This is a genomic window from Desulfovibrio sp., assembly GCF_018379785.1.
Classification (GTDB): domain Bacteria; phylum Desulfobacterota; class Desulfovibrionia; order Desulfovibrionales; family Desulfovibrionaceae; genus Desulfovibrio.
Map to the genome: position 1 here is coordinate 32529 of NZ_JAGZUV010000027.1, position 20023 is coordinate 52551.

The 20023-nt window shown below is 63.5% G+C and carries 14 protein-coding genes; 2 read left to right on the top strand and 12 right to left on the bottom strand.

Translation table 11 applies throughout. The annotated features are described in order from the left end of the window. Positions 1-39 precede the first annotated feature (39 nt). The 11 genes from KH208_RS07650 to KH208_RS07700 all read right to left on the bottom strand — a co-directional run bounded on the left by KH208_RS07650 (position 40) and on the right by KH208_RS07700 (position 14300). Positions 40-1320: a 2-hydroxycarboxylate transporter family protein gene (locus KH208_RS07650; protein ID WP_291435222.1), complete on the bottom strand. Its 1281-nt coding sequence runs from the start codon at positions 1318-1320 to the stop codon at positions 40-42. A 137-nt stretch (positions 1321-1457) separates the two neighbouring features. Next, positions 1458-2222 carry a sulfite exporter TauE/SafE family protein gene (locus KH208_RS07655; protein ID WP_291435224.1) on the bottom strand — a complete coding sequence of 255 codons (765 nt, stop codon included), beginning with the start codon at positions 2220-2222 and terminating at the stop codon, positions 1458-1460. A gap of 232 nt (positions 2223-2454) precedes the next feature. Further along, on the bottom strand, positions 2455-2679 hold the full coding sequence (locus KH208_RS07660; RefSeq protein ID WP_291435226.1) for a MoaD/ThiS family protein: 225 nt from the start codon (positions 2677-2679) through the stop codon (positions 2455-2457). A gap of 92 nt (positions 2680-2771) precedes the next feature. After that, on the bottom strand, positions 2772-3605 hold the full coding sequence (locus KH208_RS07665) for a ThiF family adenylyltransferase (protein WP_291435229.1): 834 nt from the start codon (positions 3603-3605) through the stop codon (positions 2772-2774). A gap of 60 nt (positions 3606-3665) precedes the next feature. Next, entirely contained in the window at positions 3666-5405 is a 1740-nt protein-coding gene (locus KH208_RS07670) for an aldehyde ferredoxin oxidoreductase family protein (protein WP_291435231.1), read from the bottom strand. A 330-nt stretch (positions 5406-5735) separates the two neighbouring features. Then, on the bottom strand, positions 5736-7178 hold the full coding sequence (locus KH208_RS07675) for a tetratricopeptide repeat protein (RefSeq protein WP_291435233.1): 1443 nt from the start codon (positions 7176-7178) through the stop codon (positions 5736-5738). Between the two features lie 309 nt (positions 7179-7487). Continuing rightward, positions 7488-8837: a tetratricopeptide repeat protein gene (locus KH208_RS07680; protein ID WP_291435234.1), complete on the bottom strand. Its 1350-nt coding sequence runs from the start codon at positions 8835-8837 to the stop codon at positions 7488-7490. A 6-nt stretch (positions 8838-8843) separates the two neighbouring features. After that, positions 8844-10913: an alkyl sulfatase dimerization domain-containing protein gene (locus KH208_RS07685; protein WP_291435235.1), complete on the bottom strand. Its 2070-nt coding sequence runs from the start codon at positions 10911-10913 to the stop codon at positions 8844-8846. Positions 10914-10951: 38 nt separating this feature from the next. After that, entirely contained in the window at positions 10952-12241 is a 1290-nt protein-coding gene (locus KH208_RS07690) for a hypothetical protein (protein ID WP_291435236.1), read from the bottom strand. Between the two features lie 15 nt (positions 12242-12256). Beyond that, the gene (locus KH208_RS07695) at positions 12257-13750 is read right to left on the bottom strand and encodes an MBOAT family O-acyltransferase (protein ID WP_291435237.1); all 1494 of its coding nucleotides are present in this window, start codon (positions 13748-13750) and stop codon (positions 12257-12259) included. A 262-nt stretch (positions 13751-14012) separates the two neighbouring features. After that, complete coding sequence (locus tag KH208_RS07700; protein ID WP_009302678.1) at positions 14013-14300, bottom strand: integration host factor subunit alpha; 288 nt, start codon at positions 14298-14300, stop codon at positions 14013-14015. Between the two features lie 245 nt (positions 14301-14545). Between KH208_RS07700 and KH208_RS07705 the strand changes: the two genes are divergently transcribed. Both KH208_RS07705 and KH208_RS07710 read left to right on the top strand, forming a co-directional pair. After that, the gene (locus KH208_RS07705) at positions 14546-15610 is read left to right on the top strand and encodes an elongator complex protein 3 (protein ID WP_291435238.1); all 1065 of its coding nucleotides are present in this window, start codon (positions 14546-14548) and stop codon (positions 15608-15610) included. Between the two features lie 409 nt (positions 15611-16019). Continuing rightward, entirely contained in the window at positions 16020-18083 is a 2064-nt protein-coding gene (locus tag KH208_RS07710) for a methyl-accepting chemotaxis protein (protein WP_291435239.1), read from the top strand. A 725-nt stretch (positions 18084-18808) separates the two neighbouring features. Here the strand turns inward: KH208_RS07710 and KH208_RS07715 are convergent. Continuing rightward, positions 18809-19318, bottom strand: coding sequence for a Spy/CpxP family protein refolding chaperone (locus KH208_RS07715; protein ID WP_291435241.1), 510 nt, complete (start codon positions 19316-19318; stop codon positions 18809-18811). Between the last annotated feature and the right edge of the window lie 705 nt (positions 19319-20023).

Consider the following 20023-nt stretch of genomic DNA (forward strand, 5'->3'; position numbering starts at 1 on the left):
CCGCCGGGACCGCAAAAGAATGTCGCGGGATGCGCGCCTTTACCGCATGAGCAGCGGCACCACCAGGCCCACCAGCACCAGGATGATCGCGCCGCCCAGGCGGGAGGAAATCTGGGCAAAGGGCATCAGCACCATGCGCCGTGACGCCGAAAGCACGGCCACGTCGCCGGTGCCGCCCATATTGGCCATGCACAGACCGGCGGAAATGGCGGATTCGATGAAATGGAAGCCCACCAGCACGCCGCCCAGGCCCGCGCCGAGCACCGCGCCCAGCACCACCGCGATGACCTGGAGGGTGTTGACGATGGAAAAGGTGTCGATGACCAGGGAGAGGTCCGTGTAGGTCACGCCGATGCCTACCAGCAGCGGGGCGGTCATGTACTTGGCCACGAACCTGAACCAGACCGTGCAGGACTGCTCCACGGATCTGGGCAGCACGTGGAAGATCTTGAACACGGCCACGCTGAGGATCATCAGGGCGTAGTAGTGGATGCCGGGAATGACCATGGCGGCCAGGCGTCCGAAAAGCATGAAGGTGCAGGAAACCAGCAGGCCGATGCCCAGGGCCGTGTAGGTGACCGGCAGGCTTGCCTCGTCTTCCGCCGCCGGGGCCTCGCCCTTGAGCAGTTGGCCTTCGCCGGACAGGCGCGGGAATGCCTTGCCCAGCTTGTCGAGCAGGCCGCCGGAAATGATGGCGACCACATTGCCCAGGGCCACCGGCGGAATCAGCATGGAGAGGATGTCCTTGAGCGCCGTGTCCGGGTTGCTCTGGTGCAGGATTTCGGCCATGGGAATGGCCCCGGCCCCCATGCCGCCGCCCATGATCGGGAAGGAGACGTAACTGATGCCTTCGCGCCAGCCCGTACCGGCCAGCAGACCCACCAGGGCGGCCAGGAGGGCCGCGCAGACCACGGCGGCCGTCAGGGGGACCACGTAGCGCGCCCCGGCCTTGACCAGCAGGCGGGCCTCGATGCCCAGAATGCTGCCGCAGATCAGGGCGCAGATGTAAAAGGTCAGAAAGTCGTCGGCCTGCATGAAGGTGTCGATGACGGCCTTGGTCGAGGCCGGCATGACGCCGCTGTATACCAGCAGGGCGCTGCCGAAAATGACAATAAGGGGCCCGCCGCCCAGATAATCCTTGATCAGCGGCAGGCGGTCGCCGATGTATTCCAGCAGAAAACCCAGCACCATGACCACGGCGAAGCCGCCCACCATGCCTTTGGGCAGGGCGTCCAGGTACATGGCCGCCACGACCACCACGCTGATTCCCAGAAAAACAGGCCAGCTTATGCCTTTGATTTCTATGTCCGCTATCCGCATTGTATATATACCCCTGAAAGAAATTTATTCTGTTATAGATAATCATCTTTCAGGGTTGTCGCCAGAGGTATGAAATTTAAAAAAGCGCGGCGGAAGTTATGCAAGGTGGCGGATTCGCCGTCGGCGCGGCCTGGAACTCACGGCTCCCAGCGGGCAAGGAATAAAATGAAGCCGCCGAAGGCGGGCAGAGCCACCATGGCGATCTTGAGCAGTATCTGCGGGGCCAGGCGGGTGAGCTTGGCCCCGAAAAACGCGCCGATCGTCTGGCCCAGCAGCACCTGGACGAAAAGCAGCGGTTCCAGATGCCCGGCACTGAGAAAACCCGCCCCGCCCAGCACCGCGATGGGCAGGATGATCAGCATGGTGGTGCCCACGGTCTGATAGAGAGGCGCGTTGAAGACCAGCAGCAGGCTGAGCTGGATGAAAGAGGCCGCGCCCACGCCGCAGGCTCCGGAGATGAGCCCGTTGATCAGGCCGGTCAGACCCGCCAGCAGCCAGAATCTGCCGCCCCTGGGCGTCAGGAAGCGCTGGCGGAAGAGCGGGCTGTGGGGGTGGAAAATGCGCAGATAGATCAGCAGGGCCGACAGCAGCAGGGCCGCGGCGGTGAGCGGGGTGAGGACGGCCGTGTCGAGGGAGGAGGAAATCAGTGCGCCGCAGAACGCGCCCACGGCCCCGAACAGGCCCATGGCCAGACCCAGGCGGCGCAGCACGTTGCCTTCGCGGAAATGGCTGTACGAGCCGGAAAGCGTGGTAAAGGCCATGGCCGCCAGGGACGTGCCCAGGGCCGTATGGATGGGCACGTCAAAACCCACGGTGAGCAGGGTGATCATGACCCCCGCGCCGCCCGCGCCCACAAAGCCGATCACCGCTCCCAGCAGAAGCATGGCCGCGAAAACAAACATGGCATTCTCCGTGCAGAAAAAACGCCGCCCGGCGGCGTTGGGATGCAATAGCGCCAAGCGGAGCCGGAGGCAAGAGCCGGGGCGGTCCGTCTGCGGCGGAGGCGGTTTTGTGCACGAGGGAAAGGCTGAGCCTAGGGGCTGTTTCTGATTGCAAAAATTTTAAGCACAGTTTTGCTCTCAATGTTCGCGGGAGCGTCAGCGAAAAAGGCGGTTTTTCGTTGTCTCACGGCGGCTATCCCCCGCCCACGGCCGGGAAAAGGCCCACGCGGTCGCCGTCGTGCAGCACGGCGTCAGGCTCCACGGCCACGCCGTTGATGAAGATGATTTTTACTTCAACGGCGGGGAGTTGCAGGCTGTCCATGAGCCGGGACACGTCCGCGCCTTCGGGCAGTTCACAGACGCCGCCGGGCGGGCTTTTCCCGGCCAGCGTGGCGAAACATTTGACGTTCAGTTGCATGGTTTTTCCTCCAGAGGCGGCCGGGGTTGCGGGCGGATTGGAAAGGATTTCCCCGATTGGAACGGTAGGGTGCGCAATGCGCACGGCGGCGGTTATAAGCGGACGCGCTGAAACGTGCCGTCCGCCAGGTCAAAGACGCACATGCCGGAGGCGGCCGCGCGGCCGGTGAGCAGTTTCAGGGCTTCGGCCGCCTGAAGGGAGGCGGCTGTCGCCGCCGTGGGCGCGAGATTGCCCAATTCTTCCTCGGGCGAGGCTTCTGTTTCATCTGTCTCGCCCGCGCCCAGCCATTGGACCGGCCCAGCCTGTCCGGGCGGCACCACGGCCACCCAGCCGGTCAGGCCCGCAATGCCCGCGCTGACAAGCGGCACGCCGATTGCCGCTGCGGCTTCCTGCAAGGGCAGGCGGCAGGCCAGCCCACCCAGGGCGTCCAGAGCCAGATCCATACCGCGCAGCAGCCGGATCAGCAGAACCTTGTCCGCAAAGCGGGGCACGGGCGTGAAATGCACGGCGGGATTGATCTCGGTCACGCGCGCGGCGGCGGCTTCGGCCTTGCTTTGGCCCAGTTGGGCCGCTTTGCCCAGCGACTGGCGATTCAGATTGGATTCTTCAAAACAGTCGCCGTCCACGCCGGTGATCGCTCCCACGCCCAGGCGGACCAGCTGTTCCAGCAGCCAGCCGCCCAAACCGCCCAGCCCCACCAGCAGCACGCGGCTTTGCAGCAGGGCCAGCTGGTCCCGCGTGGAAAGCTGCCGGGCGTTGCGGGCATAGCGCGCGGGCCAGATTCCGGCGCGGCAGGCCGCCTGCTGGGCCGTGAGCAGGTCCAGGCCCGCGTCGGCGGCCAGCCCGCACAGCGCGCTTTCCGCAATGCGGCCCGCCCGGGCGGCGTGGCGGATGGCGATTTCAAGTTGAGGCAGTGTGTCCGGCATGGGATGATGCTATCCAAAAAACGGGGGCCGGGCAAAACCCGGCCCCCGTGTCATTCAGGCTCAGAAGTTGAATACGCTGTCCAGCTCCTCGTCGCTCACGTCAAAGGTCGTGTTGTGCGGCGGCAGCTGTTCGCGACGCATGTACATGGGCAGGCGGTCGTGGGCGCGGGTGAAACCGGCGGCGGCGTTGAATTCCCGCTCCTGCTTCAGGACGCTCTTGCCCAGGGCCACCACGTCGTCGCCGGTCATTTTACGACCGGTGAAGGCGCTGAGGGTGTCGATGAGAGCCTGGAAGGTCTCGGGCTGGTCCAGGATGCAGAAGGCCACGAAGATGCAGTAGCCCGTGGAGTCCAGGGCGGCGGTGGCGATCTGGAGGTTGCGGGAGAGTTCCACCTGGCCCTCCGGCTTGAGCGGGTCCACCTTGCCGCCGAGGCCCAGAATATTGGTGGCCACGGCGTAACCGGCGGTGTGGTCCGCGCCCATGGGCGTGGTGGCGTAGGTCACGCCCACGCCCTTGACCGCGCGCGGGTCATAGGCGGGCATGGCCTGGCCTTTGACCACGGGCGCGCGTTCCAGGCCGTAGCAGCGGGCCACGGTGGCCGTGCCCGCGCCCAGGATGCGCCCCAGCGGCGTGCCCTTGCCCATCTCGTGGATCATCTCGATGCAGGCCTTGGAATCGCCCCAGGGAATGACCCCGGCTTCCATCAGCACGCCGAGGCTGGCCCCGGTTTCAATGGTGTCCAGGCCGTAGTCGTCCTCCAGATAGTCCATGCGGATGATGTCGTCCAGATTGTCCACGCCGCAGTTGGCGCCGTGGCCCCAGACGGTTTCATATTCCGGCTGCTTGGAAAGATATTCGCCGTTTTCGTCCACGCAGATGCCGGAGCACTTCATGATGCAGCCCCGGTGGCAGCCGTGGGTGGGGTTGCCGCCGCGCTTCTTCTGGATTTCCACCATGGTTTCGGCGCAGATTTTTTCCGCGCCCGCGAAGCGGCCTTCCTTGAAGTTGTAGGTGGGCAACCCACCGGCTTCGTTGAGGATGTTGACCAGCACGTTGGTGCCGTAGGTGGGCAGGCCCTGGCCGGTGACCGGGTGGGAGGTGATGCCCTTGGCGAAGCGCTTGCAGGCGTCCTTGAAGGCTTCGGGATCTTGGGCCTTGCGCATGGTCGGCGTGTCCGCCGGGTCGAGCACGATGGCCTTGATGCCCTTGGAGCCCATGACCGCGCCCACGCCGCCGCGCCCGGCGTGCCGGGTGGCCCGGCCTTCGGGATCGGTGAAACAGATGGTGGAATTGCACATGCGCATTTCACCGGCCGTGCCGATGGTCACGAAACCGGGGCCTTCGCCGTATTCCTCGCGCAGCCGGGCCACACAAGGATAGTTTGAAAGCATGGCAAGTTCGTCGCATTGCTCGACGGTCACGCCGCTGGCCTTGATGACGATCTTGTACAGATGGTCGTCGCGGCGCTGGCCTTCAATGATGACGGCGGCGTAGTTCAGACGGGCCATGTACTGGCCGCCGGTGCCTCCGGCGTTGGACTCCTTGATGCCGCCGGTGAGCGGGCTCTTGCAGCCCACGGAAATGCGGCCCGAGGAACCGGCCGTGGTGGCGCAGAGCATGCCCGGCGCGAAGACCAGCTTGTTTTCGGGGCCCAGGGCATGACAGGTGGGGGGCACTTCCCTGCAGACGACCGCGGTGGTCAGGGCGCGGCCCGCGAGCCCCGCGTATTCGCCCAGACGTTCTTCTCTGATCCTGGGGCCGCCCTCGGCGCCCACATCAATGCGTAAAATCTTGTCCATAATGACCTCGTCTGTATAAAAAATGTGTGAAGGAAAAATACACTGCGATTATGTATAAGTATAACCAATGAAAAAAGGGCCGCAATATGTTTATTGCGGCATAACTGAAGAGATATATATTGTGGCGGCTGCAATATGCTTTTTGTTGCATATAATATATATTTTGCGTGCCGTTTGAGTCACTGACCCGCACCGGTCCATGGGCGCAAAAAAGCCGGTGTTCGCAAACACCGGCTACGGGCGGCGCCAAGGCTGAGAATGCCGATTTTCAACGTTACTCTGATCCGGGCCGGGAAAGCCGGAGCACGTTTTCCGCGCTCCGGCATGGGGTCAATTTTCTTCCCGGCTCGTCTGATTCACCTGGGTCAGCAGGTCCTTGGCCTGATCGTTGGCCGGGTCCTGTTCCAGAGCCAGACGCAGCAGGGGCAGGGCGTGCATATTGTCGCCGGTCCGCACGAAGACCGTAGCCAGGTTGCTGGCGATGAGCGAGGATTTGCGCGGCAGATCAGGATTGAGGGCCAGGGCCTTGAGCGTGGAGGCCCGGGCGGATTCGAAATCCTTGCCCTCCAGATAGGCCATGCCCAGGTTGTAGTGCAGATTTTCGTCGTTGGGGGCCACCTTCAGGGCCTTGAGGTATTCCTCGGCGGCTTCGCGCCATTTGCCCGCGCGGCGCAGCAGAATGCCCACGCGGTTGAAGGTGAGCAGATCCTCGGTGCCCCAGAAGCCCCTTTTGGCCTCCAGGCCGCGCTGCAGAAAGGCGACGGCGGTCTGCGGGTCTTTGTCCATATAGACGTCGGCCACCCGGAAGGCCACGCCCGAGACGTATTCCGTGGCTTCACGATCCGAGAGGGTCATGGCCTGATCGAAAATTTTCCTGGCGTTTTCCGGGCGGTTCATCTGGAGGTATATCTCGCCCAGGGTCAGTTTGCGCTCCACGTTCAGGGGCGAAAGCCCGTCCAGGCGCTCCAGGCATTCCAGCCGCTTGGCCGTATTGCCGGTATCCGCGTAGACTTCCGCCATCTTGCGCAGGGGTTCAAGATACATGGCCGAGGTGCGGCTGGCGTTTTCATACGCCTCGCAGGCCTTGTCGTACTGCTTCATGGCCCGGAAGATGTCGCCGATGAGCAGCAGGGCCGCTGCGGAATTGGCCTTGAGGTCAAGGGCCTGCTTGCAGACCTGCAGGGCGCGCAGATGCTCGCCCTGGGCCATGAGGGCACGCGCCCATTCCAGAACCCGGCCCAGCTTGCCGTGGGGCTTGATGGTCAGGGCGATCTTTTCAAGCAGGGCCTGCACGCCGATGGGTTTGACGATGCAGTTGTCCACGCCGCTTTCGTGCAGAAGGACAAAACGTTGTTTGTTGGTCTCGCGGGTGACGATGATGATCCACAGCTCCGGATAGCCGTTTTTGAGCTGCCGGAGCAGATAGGTCATGTCCCGGCTTCCGAGGTTCTGTTCAATGAGCAGCAGGGGCGCGTTTCTGGCGGAGATCATATGGCGCAGGGTATGCAGCAGCATATCGGCGTTGCCGCTGATGGACAGGCAGCCCGCGGGCATCTTCAACCGCGTGCATACGGCCTCGCGCAACAGATCGGTAAAGGCTTTGTCGTCGGAAATACAGATGATCTGGCCGTTGTCGCGTAGATATTCGATAACGGCTTCCCCATAGAACCTGTCCTGGATTTTGCTTTCGGCCATGGTTTTCGCCATGGTCTGTTCGATCTGCCTGAGCTGTATGCGCTTTGCAAGGCCGCTTTTCGCGGTATCGTCCTCCATAAGGCCTCCATCCCGCTGAAATGCAAAAGATCTGCGTCGTTGCAGCATAGACAAAAGAATCGTTCCCGTCCAGCGGAGGAGAGGGCCGCGCCAAGGTCATTCCGTTCTCCGCTCGTAGGCAGAATTATTCCGCATTTATGGCAGATTACCTTTCACAATCGTTCTATGGGCTTGTCATACGGATGAGGAATTTCGAACCCTGCGGGCACAGAGGCTTTACGCCTCCCCGCGTTTGGGCCGCCTCCGGCGCGGGCAGGGCAGAATAAAACGAGGAGAGGAGAACGGAATGACCCTGAAGGGCTTATTCCGCTATGGCCGCCGGGTCAGATGGTAGACGCGCGGCACCATATACATCAGGCTCATCTGGCGATGGGTGGGCGCGTACCGGGTCGCCACCACCACGGAGCCCAGGTTCCAGAGCCGGGCGTCGTCCCCTTCACCGGCCGAAGGCGGCCCGAAACGTTCTTCCACCATGTGCAGGATCTGCGCGGCCGTGGCCTTGTCCGGCGCGGCATAGTCGATTTTCAGAAAGCCCAGGGGCGCGGGCGAGCCCGGTCCGTAACAGGCGGCCATCTGCTCCGCGCCGGGCACCACCCGGCGCACGTCATACAGATCACAGATAAAGTCGTCGCTCTCGCGGCTGGCGGGCGTGCCGGATTTTTTCAGAGCCGCGCGCATGGCGGCGCGGTCCGCGGCGTCCAGCTTCTGGCCGAAGAGCACGGCGGCCGGGCGTGCCGGGCCCTCTTTCGCCATTTCTTCCAGTTCGCGGATGGCTCCGGCTTCGCCGTTCATGGCCGCCGCGTAGAGCAGGAGCACGGCCCGGCCGGGATTTTTTGCCACGCCCCGGCCCGCGCGGTAGAAATGCCCCAGGCGTGCCAGGGATTCGCTTTGCTGCTGGGCCGCGGCCCGGCTGTACCAGGCGGCCGCCGCCTTGTCGTCCTGGGGCACGCCCCGGCCCCGTTCGTACAGCAGCCCCAGATTGTACTGGGCTTCGGGCTGGCCCTGGCGGGCGGCCAGATCAAACCAGCGGGCGGCTTCCCGCGGGTTGGCGGCAATGCCGCGCCCCTGCTCCAGCATGCGGCCGTAATTGCTCATGCCCGAGGGATGCCCGGCCTTGGCCGACTGGGCGAACCAGTGCAAAGCCCGGCCCGCGTCGGGTTCCACGCCCTGACCCCGGTCATAGAGCACGCCCAGATTGTTCATGGCCTGGGCGTCGCCCTCTTCGGCCAGCTTTTGCCAGATATCCCTGGCCCTGAGGAAATCCCCTTGGGCATAAGCGCGGGCGGCGTCCCCGGCCGGACCTTCGGGCAGTTCCGGGGCCCTGGTCCGGGCTGGAGATTCCTCCTCCGGTTCGGCAGCGGCCGTAGCGGCCGCGGCTGGTTGCTGCGGCGCTGCCGCCGGAACGGCTTGGGACGGCGGATTCTTTTTGCGCGCGGGGCGCGCGTTTTTGCGGGACGGCTGAGCCTTCTTCGCGGCGGGTGCGACCGGAGTGGGGGGCGGCGGCGCGGCCTGCGCTGCGCCCGCCGCCGGAGGCGTGCCCGGCGCCTGGGCCTGATCCGCCGAAGCGTTGCCGGGCACGGCCCAGATCAGGGATGCGGCCAGAAAGACAGCCGGAACCGGACTGCGCCGAAAGCGTCCTGAGGAAAACATGAAGCTCATGCGTTCTTATTCCTTTCCGGGCAGCACCAGGGGAAAGCCGGGCGTGAAGCGGTCCAGCAGACCCAGCAGTTCCGCCACGGTCTGACTGTCGCCCTCGATCAGCCCCTGTTTTGCGGCCTCGGCCACGCTCAGGCGTCCCTCGAACAGGGCCATGACCGTGGGCATGGCGGCGGTCAGGGTCGCTTCCGGCGCGGAGGCCGCATCGGGATCGTCCGCGCTCAGGCGGGCGTGCAGCACGCTGTTGCCCAGGCGCAGATCCCAGACCTGTCCCACATCGCCGAGCTTCACGCGCAGCGCGAGACTGCGGCCTTGAGCTCGCTGGGCATTGAGGCGCACGCCCAGATAGTCGAAGTAAAGATCCGGGGTCATGGCCCGCGACTGGCTGTTGCTTTTTTGCGCGGCATTTCTATCCCCGGCCGGGGGCAGACCGCGCAGGTCCCGTGCCCCGCTGAGGTAAAAATTGCGCCAGGGGCCGCTTTCCGCCTGATAGCCCAGCTGCTCCAGGGCGTCCGCCGCCAGCTCCCGCGCCGTGGTATTGCCGGGATCGGCAAAGATCACGTGGTCCAGCACCTGGGCCACCCAGCGGTATTCGCCCTGGGCGAAATCCTTGCGGGCGCGCTGAAGTACGGCTTCGGCCCCGCCCATGTATTCCACGTACTTACGGGCCGCCGCGCGCGGCGGCAGGGCGTGCAGATGCGCGGGATTGCCGTCGAACCAGCCCAGATAAAAATTGTACACGGCTTTGACGTTGTGGTTCAGACTGCCGTAATAGCCGCGCAGGCCGAAGATTCGCGCCAGTTCCGGAGGCAGGCGCAGATTTTCGGCGATTTCCAGCATGGTTTGGCCCTGGTTGGCTGCATGCAGGGTCTGATCATTGATGTAGCGGTAGAGATCGCTGGTCAGGGCCAGGGTCCGGCGTACCCGCTCATTGCCCCAGACCGGCCAGTGGTGCATGCCGTACAGCACTTCGGCCTCGTTGCCCCAGAGAGCCAGGGTTTCGTCCAGGGCGCGGCACCAGCTCAGGGGATCGCGCGTCTTGGCCCCCCGCAGGGTATAGAGATTGTGCATGGTGTGGGTGCAGTTTTCAGCGGCGGTCAGGGCCTTCAGTTCGGGAATGTACCAGTGCATTTCCGCCGGGGCCTCGGTATTGGGGGCCAGCAGAAAAACAAAGGTCAGGCCGTCCAGTTCAAGGCGCTCGCCGCTTCGGGCAATGGTAAGCGTGGGCGGAATGAGGCCGGTGGACCCGCCGGAATTTTTCAGGCCCAGGCCCGCGCCCACATGCCCGGTGGGCGACGGCGGCAGCAATTCGCCGTACATGTACTGGGCCCGGCGGCCCATGGCCGTTCCGGCCAGCACGTTTTCCGACATGGCGGCGCGCAGAAAGCCTTCGGGCGCGATGATCCGCACTGTGCCGTTTTTGACGTCCTCTTCCGTGGTCACGCCCGGCACGCCGCCGTAATGATCCACATGGCTGTGGGAATAGATGACCGTCTTCACGGGCTTGCGCGGGCGGTGCGCGTAGTAGAGATCCAGGGCGGCGGCCGCGTTTTCGGCGGAAATCAGCGGATCCACCACGATCAGGCCTGTATCGCCTTCAATGACGGTCATGTTGGAAAGATCGGCATTGCGCACCTGGTAAATGCGTTCCGTGACTTTGTACAGGCCGTCGCGCAACACCAGCTGCGACTGCCGCCACAGGCTGGGATGCACCGTATCCGGCGCGGGTGTGGGCATGATCCGGGAGGGCGGCATGTCCCGGCTCATGGCCGGGGCCAGGAATGCGTATTTCCGGAGATTCCAGGTTTCACGGCCGCTTTTGTCCAGAATGCGGCCGTTGTCCGGCAGGGGGGCCATAAAGCCGCGCTGGGCGTCGTCGTAGTCCTGCCGGTCGTCGAAATTCAGATCCCGGACAGCGGCTTTGTTGGCCGCGCGGGTGGCGGCCGTGGCCGCTTTGCCGGTCGCTTCCGAGGAGGCGTCCATCACGGGAGCCGCATATGCCGGATGCACTCCCAAACCGCAGACAATGCCGCAGGCCAGGCCCGCCGCGCTGAGAAAGAAGTGACGGAACATCCGCATGATTCCTCCTAACGTATTTGCTACTGGAAATGTTTGTTTCAGGGTTGACGTTTGGAACAGCCGAAGCGCATGAAATCTGTTTCCGGCAGACTCGTGAGGCGTTCGTCAGGCACCAGCGCGTGCCCCTGCCAGTCCCGGATGGCGGCACTGAGCCGCTCCATGTTCACATAGGAGAGCAGGGCTGGCCAGCGGTCCGCCATGGCCCGTAAAATCCGGGCGTAGGTGACTTCCCCGCCGTGAAAGCCGTCGATGAATTCGCAGTCGCCGGAAGCGAAGGCGCGCGGGTCCGTGCAGTCCAGCACGTCGATGCCCCGCGCCAGCAGGGCGTCGCGCAGGGCGAAGAGGTGGGGATAGTCCTGTTCATGCTCGCGCAGGGCCGTCAGTACGCGTTCGGAAAGGGGCGCGATGAACACGAAGGTCTGAATGCCGCGTGCCTTGAGGCGGCAGTAGATTTCGGCAAAGGCGTCCAGATGCTCTTCGGCGGGACCGGTTTGCCCCGCTTTGGCCCTGTAAAATGCCTTGATGCCGTGGCGGACCTGGCTGAGCGTGTCGTTGAACTGATAGTCAAAGGGGCGCTTCCGGCCGGTGATGTCCGCCGTATAGTACCAGGAGCCGTCCGGGCCGAAACCGTCGTCGGTCTGCTGGGCCATGATGCCGTAGCGCCCGGCCCGGAAGCCGTGCCCGAAGGGGCCCAGCAGGGGCGCGGCCAGCTCCGCCGGGGAGAGCTTGCCGTCCAGCAGCCAGCTCCAGGGTTTTTTGAGGCTTTCAAAACCGTAATTATAGGAGCCGCTGGTGGGCGGGACTTCCTCAAAGGGCCGGGCCTCCCACTGGGGCATGAACCACCAGAAATCCAGGCCCAGGATCACGGCCTGGGGCTTGTGGATGCGCAGCATGGCGTCCAAAGTGGAGCGCAGCACCGCCAGATTGCCCGCCACGCCGCCCATGTTCAGAAAGGGCTTGCGGAAATAGGCCGCGCGGAACTGCATGACCCGCGAGGAGCCCACGGCTGTGATATCCGGCCTGACCGCCGCGTAGAGCCGCAGCTTGTAGTCCACGAAATCCTGGGAAACTCCGGAGCCGAACAGGGCGAATTCGCCTTCGGCCTGGGCTTCCACGGCGCGCTCCACGGCCACGTCGCCGCTTTCATACAGCCACCACCACGTATAGGGCAGCACCAGGACAAGACCCAGCAGGGCCAGGGCCAGCAGGGTTTTGAAATAGCGCCGGAGATAGGCCGCGTCGCTCAGATTGCGGGCAGGCAAAGCCATCGGGGGCCTGGGTTCGGGCCGCTCTTCCGGGCCGGCAGGGGATGTTCGGAAAAGTCGCATGCTGGGCTCCCGGCGCTAAAACTGAAAATATAAAAAAGTGGACTGGCGCGAGACCAGAATCAGCGCTGCAAAAGCTAGCAGGGCAAGACCCGAGGCCCAGAGCCGGGAGGGCCGCCAGAACAGCCAGGGCCGGGAGCCGTCGCGGCGGCCCTGGAGAATTTCCCGGCTGTTGGGAAAGGCCCAGACCAGCACGGCGCAGAGGACGAGCAGGGCGAAAGGCTGCCAGCCCTGAAAGTAGTGGTTGGGCAGCAGGCCGTCCGTCGATCCGGTTTGGAGGCTGAACGGGCCGGTGAACATGGCGGTGTAGACGCGCAATGCGCCGTCCAGGCTCAGAGCCCGGAAGACCACCCAACAGAAATTAATGCACAGAAAGGTAAAGGCAATGGACAGCAGGCGTAACGGCGCGGAGGCCAGCACGGCTTCCAGGCGCGAACCCTTGATTTGTGCGCGGAAAAAATGATTCACGCTGAGCATCAGGCCGTGCAGGGCCCCCCAGACCATGAAGGTCCAGCCCGCGCCGTGCCAGGCCCCGCCGATGAGCATGGTCAGGAAGAGATTCCGGTACTGCTTGAGCCGTCCGGCCCGGTTGCCGCCCAGGGGAATGTACAGAAAGTCGCGCAGCCAGGCGCTGAGCGTGATGTGCCAGCGCCGCCAGAAATCCACGATGCCCGTGGATTTATAGGGTGAATTAAAGTTCTCGGGCAGGCGCAGGCCCAGCATCAGGCCCAGGCCCAGGGCCATGTCCGTATAGCCGGAAAAGTCGAAATAGAGCTGGAAGGTATAGCAGAACGAGCCCAGCCAGGCTTCGGTCCCGCTGAGGGGAAAGGCCTTTTCCGCCGCGTTGAACACCGCGTCGGCGTACAGGGCGATACTGTCGGCCAGGAGGATTTTTTTGGCCAGTCCGATGCTGAACAGGCTGAAGCCGCGCGCCAGGCCCTCGGCGCCGGGATCGGCCAGGGCGTCGAACTGCGGGCCTACTTGCTCGTAGCGCACAATGGGGCCGGAAATCACATAGGGAAAGCAGGAGGAGAACAGCGCGTGCCGCGCCAGGCCCCGCGGCGCGATCTGACGGCGGTAGACGCTGACCAGCCAGGCAATCTGAATGAAGGTATAGAAAGAAATGCCCAAAGGCAGGCCGGGCGGCTGGAAATTCCATTCCGTATGGAAGAGCAGGGCCAGATTCTGGGCCAGGAACCAAGAGTATTTGAACCAGAGCAGGGGCAGCAGGTTGAGCGTCAGGGCCAGGACCAGCAGGCCTTTGCGGGACAGGTTCAGAGGGCTTTTTTTCAGGTTTTCCGGCGCGGCCAGGGCCAGGCCGAAGGCGTAGTTCATGCCCGCCATGACGGCCAGCAGCAGAAGAAAACCCGTGCCCCAGAGGCCGTAGAAGACCGCCGAAAAGAACAGCAGCACCAAGGCCAGCCGCGCGGAGCCGAAACCCCCGGCCAGACGCCAGGCCAGCAGCAGAAGAGGCAGAAAGCAGAACAGAAAAGGATAGGAATTGAACAGCATGCGCGACTCCCGGCACAATGCCCGATTCCGCCACTCCCGCGGTCACAGCGGACGGTCAGCTTCCCTGTGACTACGGCGCGGTAACACCCGCTGGCCGCCCCGACCGGCGTCACGGGCAGCGGAGCGGAAAACGGGCGGCATGACCGTGCGACGTGCCGTGAACGCCGGCAAGGGCCCGCGTTCACGTGCAAAACGGATGACGCCCTGCGGCCCTGGAACGGCGTTGCCGCTGAGATGGGTCAGGGCTCACGGTGGTCCGCTCTTACGGATTAAGTTCCGAGCGGAATTTGCGCGACAAGCGGAAGACCATAACTTTGCGCGGCGGCAGGGTGATGGTTTCATCCGTCTGCGGGTTGCGGCCTTTGCGGGAGGCCTTGTCGTAACACTCGAATTTGCCGAAGCCGCTGATCAGCAGGGCCCGGTCCTTCTTGATGGCGGTCTTCATGATCTCCAGGAGCTGCTCCACCACGTTTTTCACATCCACGCGGTTTTTGTCGGTCTCTTCATAGATGGCCTCCACAATATCCGCTTTGGTCAGTGTTTTTTTCATCGTGAATTTCTCCGGCGCGTTCATGCCACGTCCTGCGGCTGACGGCCCCAAGCCGTCGCGCAGGCGACCCCCGCGTCCATGTTGAATGGCGCGCATTCGCTTCACACAAGTGACACTTTCTTTTATAAGTACACGCAAGCCCTGGTCTGAGCAAGATTTTTCTTTTTTGCCCGGCTGTATTCACGGTCCCGGCAAAGGTCCATCCCTGTTGCTGCCCTGTTCCGCACCATGTCCCGCGAGGCCCCATGCCGTCCGATTGTCTTTCCCCAGCCCCGTTTCCGCTGAGCGCGTCCTGGCCGCCGTTCCGGCGCGCCCGGCCCATTGTGCCGGTATTTCTGCCTTTCCGGGGCTGCCCCACGCGCTGCGTCTTCTGCGCGCAGGACGTCCAGACCGGCCAGATCGGGGCCAGGCCGGACCGCATTCTGGACAAGGCCCGCGCGCTCCTGGACCTGCGCGCCGCGCGCGGTCTGCCCCCGGCGGAACTGGCTTTTTACGGGGGCACTTTCACGGCCCTGCCTGAAACGGAACGGGACGCCTGCCTGGAATTTGCCGCCGCCGCGCTGGCGCGAGGGCGGATAACCGCCTTCCGCTGCTCCACCCGGCCTGATTGTCTGGATGCGGCCCTGCTGGCCCGTTTGCGCCAAGCCGGTTGCACGGCTGTGGAATTGGGCGTGCAGAGTTTCGCGGACGCGGCCCTGAGCGCCGCCCGGCGCGGTTATGACGGCGCGGCGGCCCTGCGGGCCTGCGCCCGGGTCAAGGCGGCGGGCCTGGCGCTGGGCGTGCAGCTGCTGCCGGGCATGCCGGGGACGAGTCCGGAGATTTTTCTGGCGGATGTGCCTCTGGCTCTGGACGCGGGCGCGGACATGCTGCGTTTTTATCCCTGCCTGGTGCTGGCGGGCACGGGGCTGGCCGGGCTCTGGCGCGCCGGAGCCTATGAACCCTGGGATATGGAGGCCACCCTGGACGCTCTGGCCCGCGGCTGGCTGCTGGCGCGGGCCGCCGGGACGCCGGTGATCCGCATGGGCCTCGCTCCGGAAGCCTCCCTGGCCGGGGCGGTGCTGGCCGGGCCCTGCCATCCGGCATTGGGCGCGCGGGTCATGGGCCGGGCCCTGCTCATGACCGTGCGGGACCTGGCCGCCCGTGAGCTGGGGGGGCGGCCCCTGGAGCGCCTGGAGGCGCCGCGCGCCTGCCAGGGGTATTTCTGGGGGCACAGCAACGAACTGCGCCCGGCCTGGGCCGCTCTGGGCCTTGGGCAGGACAGCGTCCGCTACGGCGCGGACCCTGTCCTGCGGCTCTGGCCCCGGTCGTAGTTGCGGGCCTGCCGTACTTTTTCTCCCTCTGGTTTTCCTCTCTGAACGGCGCTGGCATAAAGTTTTTTGGCATGCGGCGACGGCAATATCGTCGCGGCTATAATCTTTTTCCGGAATATGACGAAAAGGCAGAGAGGAAAATGGTTCGCCATGTTCCCCGGCACAGGCCTTATGTCCGTGCGGATGCCGTATTCCGGCATGTCAGGCCGCTTTTCACTGACGGGCGCGCCCGCCGGATTTTGCGCGTAGCGCAAATCCGGCATAGGCTTTGTTTCGCCCGTATCGGCATAGAACCCCGTTGTGTCTGGAGGCCAGGCTGAGCGCTTTTTGTCAGGGTGGCGTCATGCGCTGCGACGCCTTTTTCACGCCGCTGTCCGCGTCGTTGAATTGAAAAAGGGGGAAGGATGGCATGAAGCTGCGATTGTTGCCCAAAATGTTGCTGTTTATTTTGCTGCCCGCGCTGTTGGGGTTGTGCGCGGTGAGCTGGTTCAGCTACAACCGTGCGGAAAGCTCCTTGGACGCTCAGATCTCCGAGGACCTCAGCTTGTTGTCTGGCAGTGAAACCAGCCAGTTGGAAAGCGTGACCGAGCTGTTGCGGAATGTACTGCAAAATACCGCGAGCATCGCCCGCATCCGCAATTTTCTCAAAGCCGGATCCGAAGAAGAAAAGGACGCATTGCGTCCCGCCATGCAGCAGGCGTTGAAAAGCGCTTCCACTAATTTTCCCCTGCTCACGGACGTGGGGCTGATCGGTACGGACGGCATGGTCGTGGGACATACCAACATCCAAAAAGGGAAGGGCATGGACCTCAGGGAGCGCCCGTATTTTACGGCGTCCATGCAGGGCAAGAGCAGCGTGCAGAACACGCGCAGCAAGACCTCCGGCGAGGTCACCACCATCCTTTCCGCGCCGGTCATGGACGGAAGTTCGGTGCTGGGCGTGATCTACGCCACGCTGGATCTCAAGAATCTCAGCGCGGAAACCACGGACAGCATCAAAATCGGCAAAACCGGGGCCTGCTTCGTCTATGACGGCAGCGGCCTGCTGCTGATGCATCCCAACAAGAAATATATCGGTGACGAAGACGGAAAACTGGACTGGGTCAGGCAGATTCTTGAACAGCGCAACGGCCGTTTGAATTATGTCTGGGACGGCAAGGAAAAGGTGGCCTATTTCCGCAATATCCCCGAGATGGACTGGTTCGTGCTGGTGGGCGTTGAACGGGCCGAAATGCTCGCGCCCGCAGCGGCGTTGCTGCGCGGCAATCTGCTGTTGACGCTGGGCATCGCCCTGCTGGTGGGCCTGGTTATTTTCCTGGTGGCCCGGAACATCGCCGGGGCCTTGCGGGAAGGCGCGCACTTTGTGGGCCGGGTGGCCGAGGGACATTTTGAGATTGACGACGCGCAACGCCGCAGCCTGGAAAAGAGCGCGGCCCGGACGGACGAAATCGGCAGCCTGGCCAGGGGCGTGGGGGCCATGGTGGAAAACCTCAAGCAACTCTTCGCGGACAGCGAGCAAAAGACGCGGGAGGCCCATGCGGCTACTGAAGAGGCCCGCCAGGCCATGCGTGAGGCCGAGGAGGCCCGCAAAGCCGCCGAAGGCGCGCGCCGCGAAGGCATGCTCAGCGCCGCAGGCCAGTTGGAGGAAGTGGCGGCCGTGCTTTCTTCCGCCTCCACCCAGTTGTCGGCCCAGATTGAGCAGTCCGACAGGGGCGCGGCCGAGTCCGCCACTCGACTTTCCGAAGCGGCCACGGCCATGAACGAGATGAACGCCACGGTGCAGGAAGTCGCCAAGAATGCCGGTTCCGCATCCACCGCCTCCGCCGAGACCAAGGAAAAGGCCGAGGCCGGCGCGCAGGTGGTGGAAAAGGCCGTGCGCAGCATTGAGGATGTGCATCGGATGTCCCTGGCCCTCAAGGGCGATATGGCCCAGCTCAATGAACACGCCCGGGACATCAGCCGGATTATGGCCGTGATCTCGGACATCGCGGACCAGACCAACCTGCTGGCGCTCAACGCCGCCATTGAGGCGGCCCGCGCGGGCGAGGCCGGGCGCGGCTTTGCCGTGGTGGCCGACGAGGTGCGCAAACTGGCTGAAAAGACCATGGCCTCCACCCAGGATGTGGGCAACGCCATCAAGGCCATTCAGGAAAGCACGTCAAAGAGCATGACCGGCGTGGACAACGCCGTGGAGCGCATCGGCGAGGCCAACGAACTGGCCAGCCGGTCCGGCGCGGCCCTGGAAGAAATCATGGCCACCGTGGAGGCCACGGGGGACCAGGTTAACGCCATTGCCACGGCCAGCGAGGAGCAGTCCGCCGCCAGCGAGGAGATCAACCAGTCCATCGTCCAGGTCAACGACATGTCCCGACAGACCGCCGGGGCCATGGCCGAGGCCTCCAGGGCCGTGTCCGATCTTGCCGCTCAAGCCCAGCGGCTCAATGAACTCATCACCCGGATGAAAGAAGCCTGATTTCCGTCGCACGGCGGCGCGCTTTTCTCCCTTTGCGACAGCCGGCGGCAACGCCGGCTGTCGTCGTTGGCGGGGCGGTTTCGCTTCCGCGGCTCCAAGGCCCTGTCGGGGCGGAAGGTTCGATGGGTGGGGCGCGGCCGCCGCAAAACCCTACGGGTTTTATGGGGCTGATCTTTCAAATGCCGGGCCGCGTTTTCCGGTTTACAGCACGACAAATTGTCCCATCCCGCCCTCCGGATGCTGAGCGCCTCCCACCTTGACGGCTCACGGGCGGCGGTCATGCTTCAGGGCGGTTTTTTGCAGCTTCGGGCATTCCACGAGCGGGGGACGGATTCTACCCGCGGCAACCGATCTTTCGGGCGTGTGCCGCCGCATGCCGCGTAAGGGCCGCATTGCGGGCGCGGCAGCCCGCCCGGGAGGCCGCAATGAACAGGGCTTGTTGCAAGGTACCGGCTGCGGGTCTGTAACGGGCGACGCCGCTTGCGGGCTGAGCCTGAAAAGGAGGGGCGGCCGCCGGGGGCAACCGGCGGCCGCTGAGAGGGAGGATGTTCCGATGGTTAGAGGGTTCTGTTCAAAGGAGGAGGTTTTTCGGGGGGTTCTCCGTGCCGGTCCTGATGGGGGCTGGGAGCGGCACGGAAATTTGTTTTATTTTTTTCGTATATATCGACCGCCCGTCGGCGGATAAGCAAGTTGGTGATTCAGCAGGTTAAAGGTTGCGTTGCCGATCAGTATTGGTCCATACCGTGGCCATAACCCATACCGTGACCCATACCGTGGCCCCTCATGTGGTAACCGGGACCGTATCCATTGGGGCGGGTGTCTGCGCCTGCGGGTTCACCCACTTCCTTTTCAAGACGCTGGGCCATTTCATCGTGCAGGGCGCCCAGCTGATTGTTTAATTTTGTCAATTCCGTGGCTGTTTCCCGCACAGCTTTAACATCAGGGTTGGTAGCGTTCCTCAGGGCGCGCAGTTCCTGCCGTTTTACGAAAATCTGGTCCTGGAGGGGATCCATGCGCTTGGCGTACTCATCCACGATCTTTGTATATTTTTCCTGCTGCTCGGGGCTCAGAGCCGCGCCTCTGTTCCATCCGTAGCCGTATCCACCGGGGCAGCCTTCACAGCCGTAGCCGGAATCAGGGCTGTAGTGGGAACGGGCCATGCTGTCCGTGACCAGTGCTCCACCAGTCAGAGCGGCGGCCAGCAGCGCGGGCAGAATGAAACGGGAACTTCTCATTATAATCTCCTTACCTTTCAAGCAGTCAGGTTATTTTTTTCTGGGCGCCCGGTGTTCCGTGCGTCATGCCTTTTTTATAGCAATGCACGTGCCAAAGTTTGATAAAACGGCTAACCTATTATAATTTAATAGAGTTTTTTCTCTATTGACGGAAAAGAATGAAAAATGGGCGTATGTTTTTTATACAGGGTGCGTACGGGCATGTATAAAATTTACACAGATGGCTATATTTCACACAGGCCGAAGTGGGCGGAGAGATAGGTTGCGGGCGGACGCGCGACATGCGCGGGAAGTGAAAAACATCGGCCCCGTGCCGACAGGATACCAGGGCGGGGCTGGTCGGCCGCGCCGGAGCGCGGAGTTCCACACTGAATGGGCCGGGCCTGGTGAGATGTCACGCCGCCGCCTGCGGCGGCGCGCAATCTCCCACAGGGTCGCGGCATGTGTCGCTTGAGCCTAGTGCCATGTCACACATAAAACTTCGTTTTCTGTGTGCAGATCGCTGCGCCGAAAAACGCGGTTTTCGGCTCGCTCACGCCGCCTGCGGCGGCGCGCCGGACTTTCGTCCGGCGGCCAGTACCCCGTAACTTTATGAGTTACGGGGTACTAGGTTCAGGACTCGTTAATTGCCAACCATTTTATATCAGTGTATTTATAACGCCCGAGGTAAGTCATGAGCACACTGTTTTATCTTTCCACCGGGCA

Excerpts from the sequence above, each read along its gene's own strand:
- KH208_RS07680 (WP_291435234.1), bottom strand. The coding sequence starts at position 8,837 with ATGAGCTTCATGTTTTCCTCAGGACGCTTTCGGCGCAGTCCGGTTCCG.
- KH208_RS07700 (WP_009302678.1), bottom strand. The coding sequence starts at position 14,300 with ATGAAAAAAACACTGACCAAAGCGGATATTGTGGAGGCCATCTATGAA.
- KH208_RS07660 (WP_291435226.1), bottom strand. The coding sequence starts at position 2,679 with ATGCAACTGAACGTCAAATGTTTCGCCACGCTGGCCGGGAAAAGCCCG.
- KH208_RS07655 (WP_291435224.1), bottom strand. The coding sequence starts at position 2,222 with ATGTTTGTTTTCGCGGCCATGCTTCTGCTGGGAGCGGTGATCGGCTTT.
- KH208_RS07650 (WP_291435222.1), bottom strand. The coding sequence starts at position 1,320 with ATGCGGATAGCGGACATAGAAATCAAAGGCATAAGCTGGCCTGTTTTT.
- KH208_RS07690 (WP_291435236.1), bottom strand. The coding sequence starts at position 12,241 with ATGCGACTTTTCCGAACATCCCCTGCCGGCCCGGAAGAGCGGCCCGAA.
- KH208_RS07670 (WP_291435231.1), bottom strand. The coding sequence starts at position 5,405 with ATGGACAAGATTTTACGCATTGATGTGGGCGCCGAGGGCGGCCCCAGG.
- KH208_RS07715 (WP_291435241.1), bottom strand. The coding sequence starts at position 19,318 with ATGAGAAGTTCCCGTTTCATTCTGCCCGCGCTGCTGGCCGCCGCTCTG.
- KH208_RS07710 (WP_291435239.1), top strand. The coding sequence starts at position 16,020 with ATGAAGCTGCGATTGTTGCCCAAAATGTTGCTGTTTATTTTGCTGCCC.
- KH208_RS07705 (WP_291435238.1), top strand. The coding sequence starts at position 14,546 with ATGCCGTCCGATTGTCTTTCCCCAGCCCCGTTTCCGCTGAGCGCGTCC.
- KH208_RS07685 (WP_291435235.1), bottom strand. The coding sequence starts at position 10,913 with ATGCGGATGTTCCGTCACTTCTTTCTCAGCGCGGCGGGCCTGGCCTGC.
- KH208_RS07665 (WP_291435229.1), bottom strand. The coding sequence starts at position 3,605 with ATGCCGGACACACTGCCTCAACTTGAAATCGCCATCCGCCACGCCGCC.
- KH208_RS07675 (WP_291435233.1), bottom strand. The coding sequence starts at position 7,178 with ATGGAGGACGATACCGCGAAAAGCGGCCTTGCAAAGCGCATACAGCTC.
- KH208_RS07695 (WP_291435237.1), bottom strand. The coding sequence starts at position 13,750 with ATGCTGTTCAATTCCTATCCTTTTCTGTTCTGCTTTCTGCCTCTTCTG.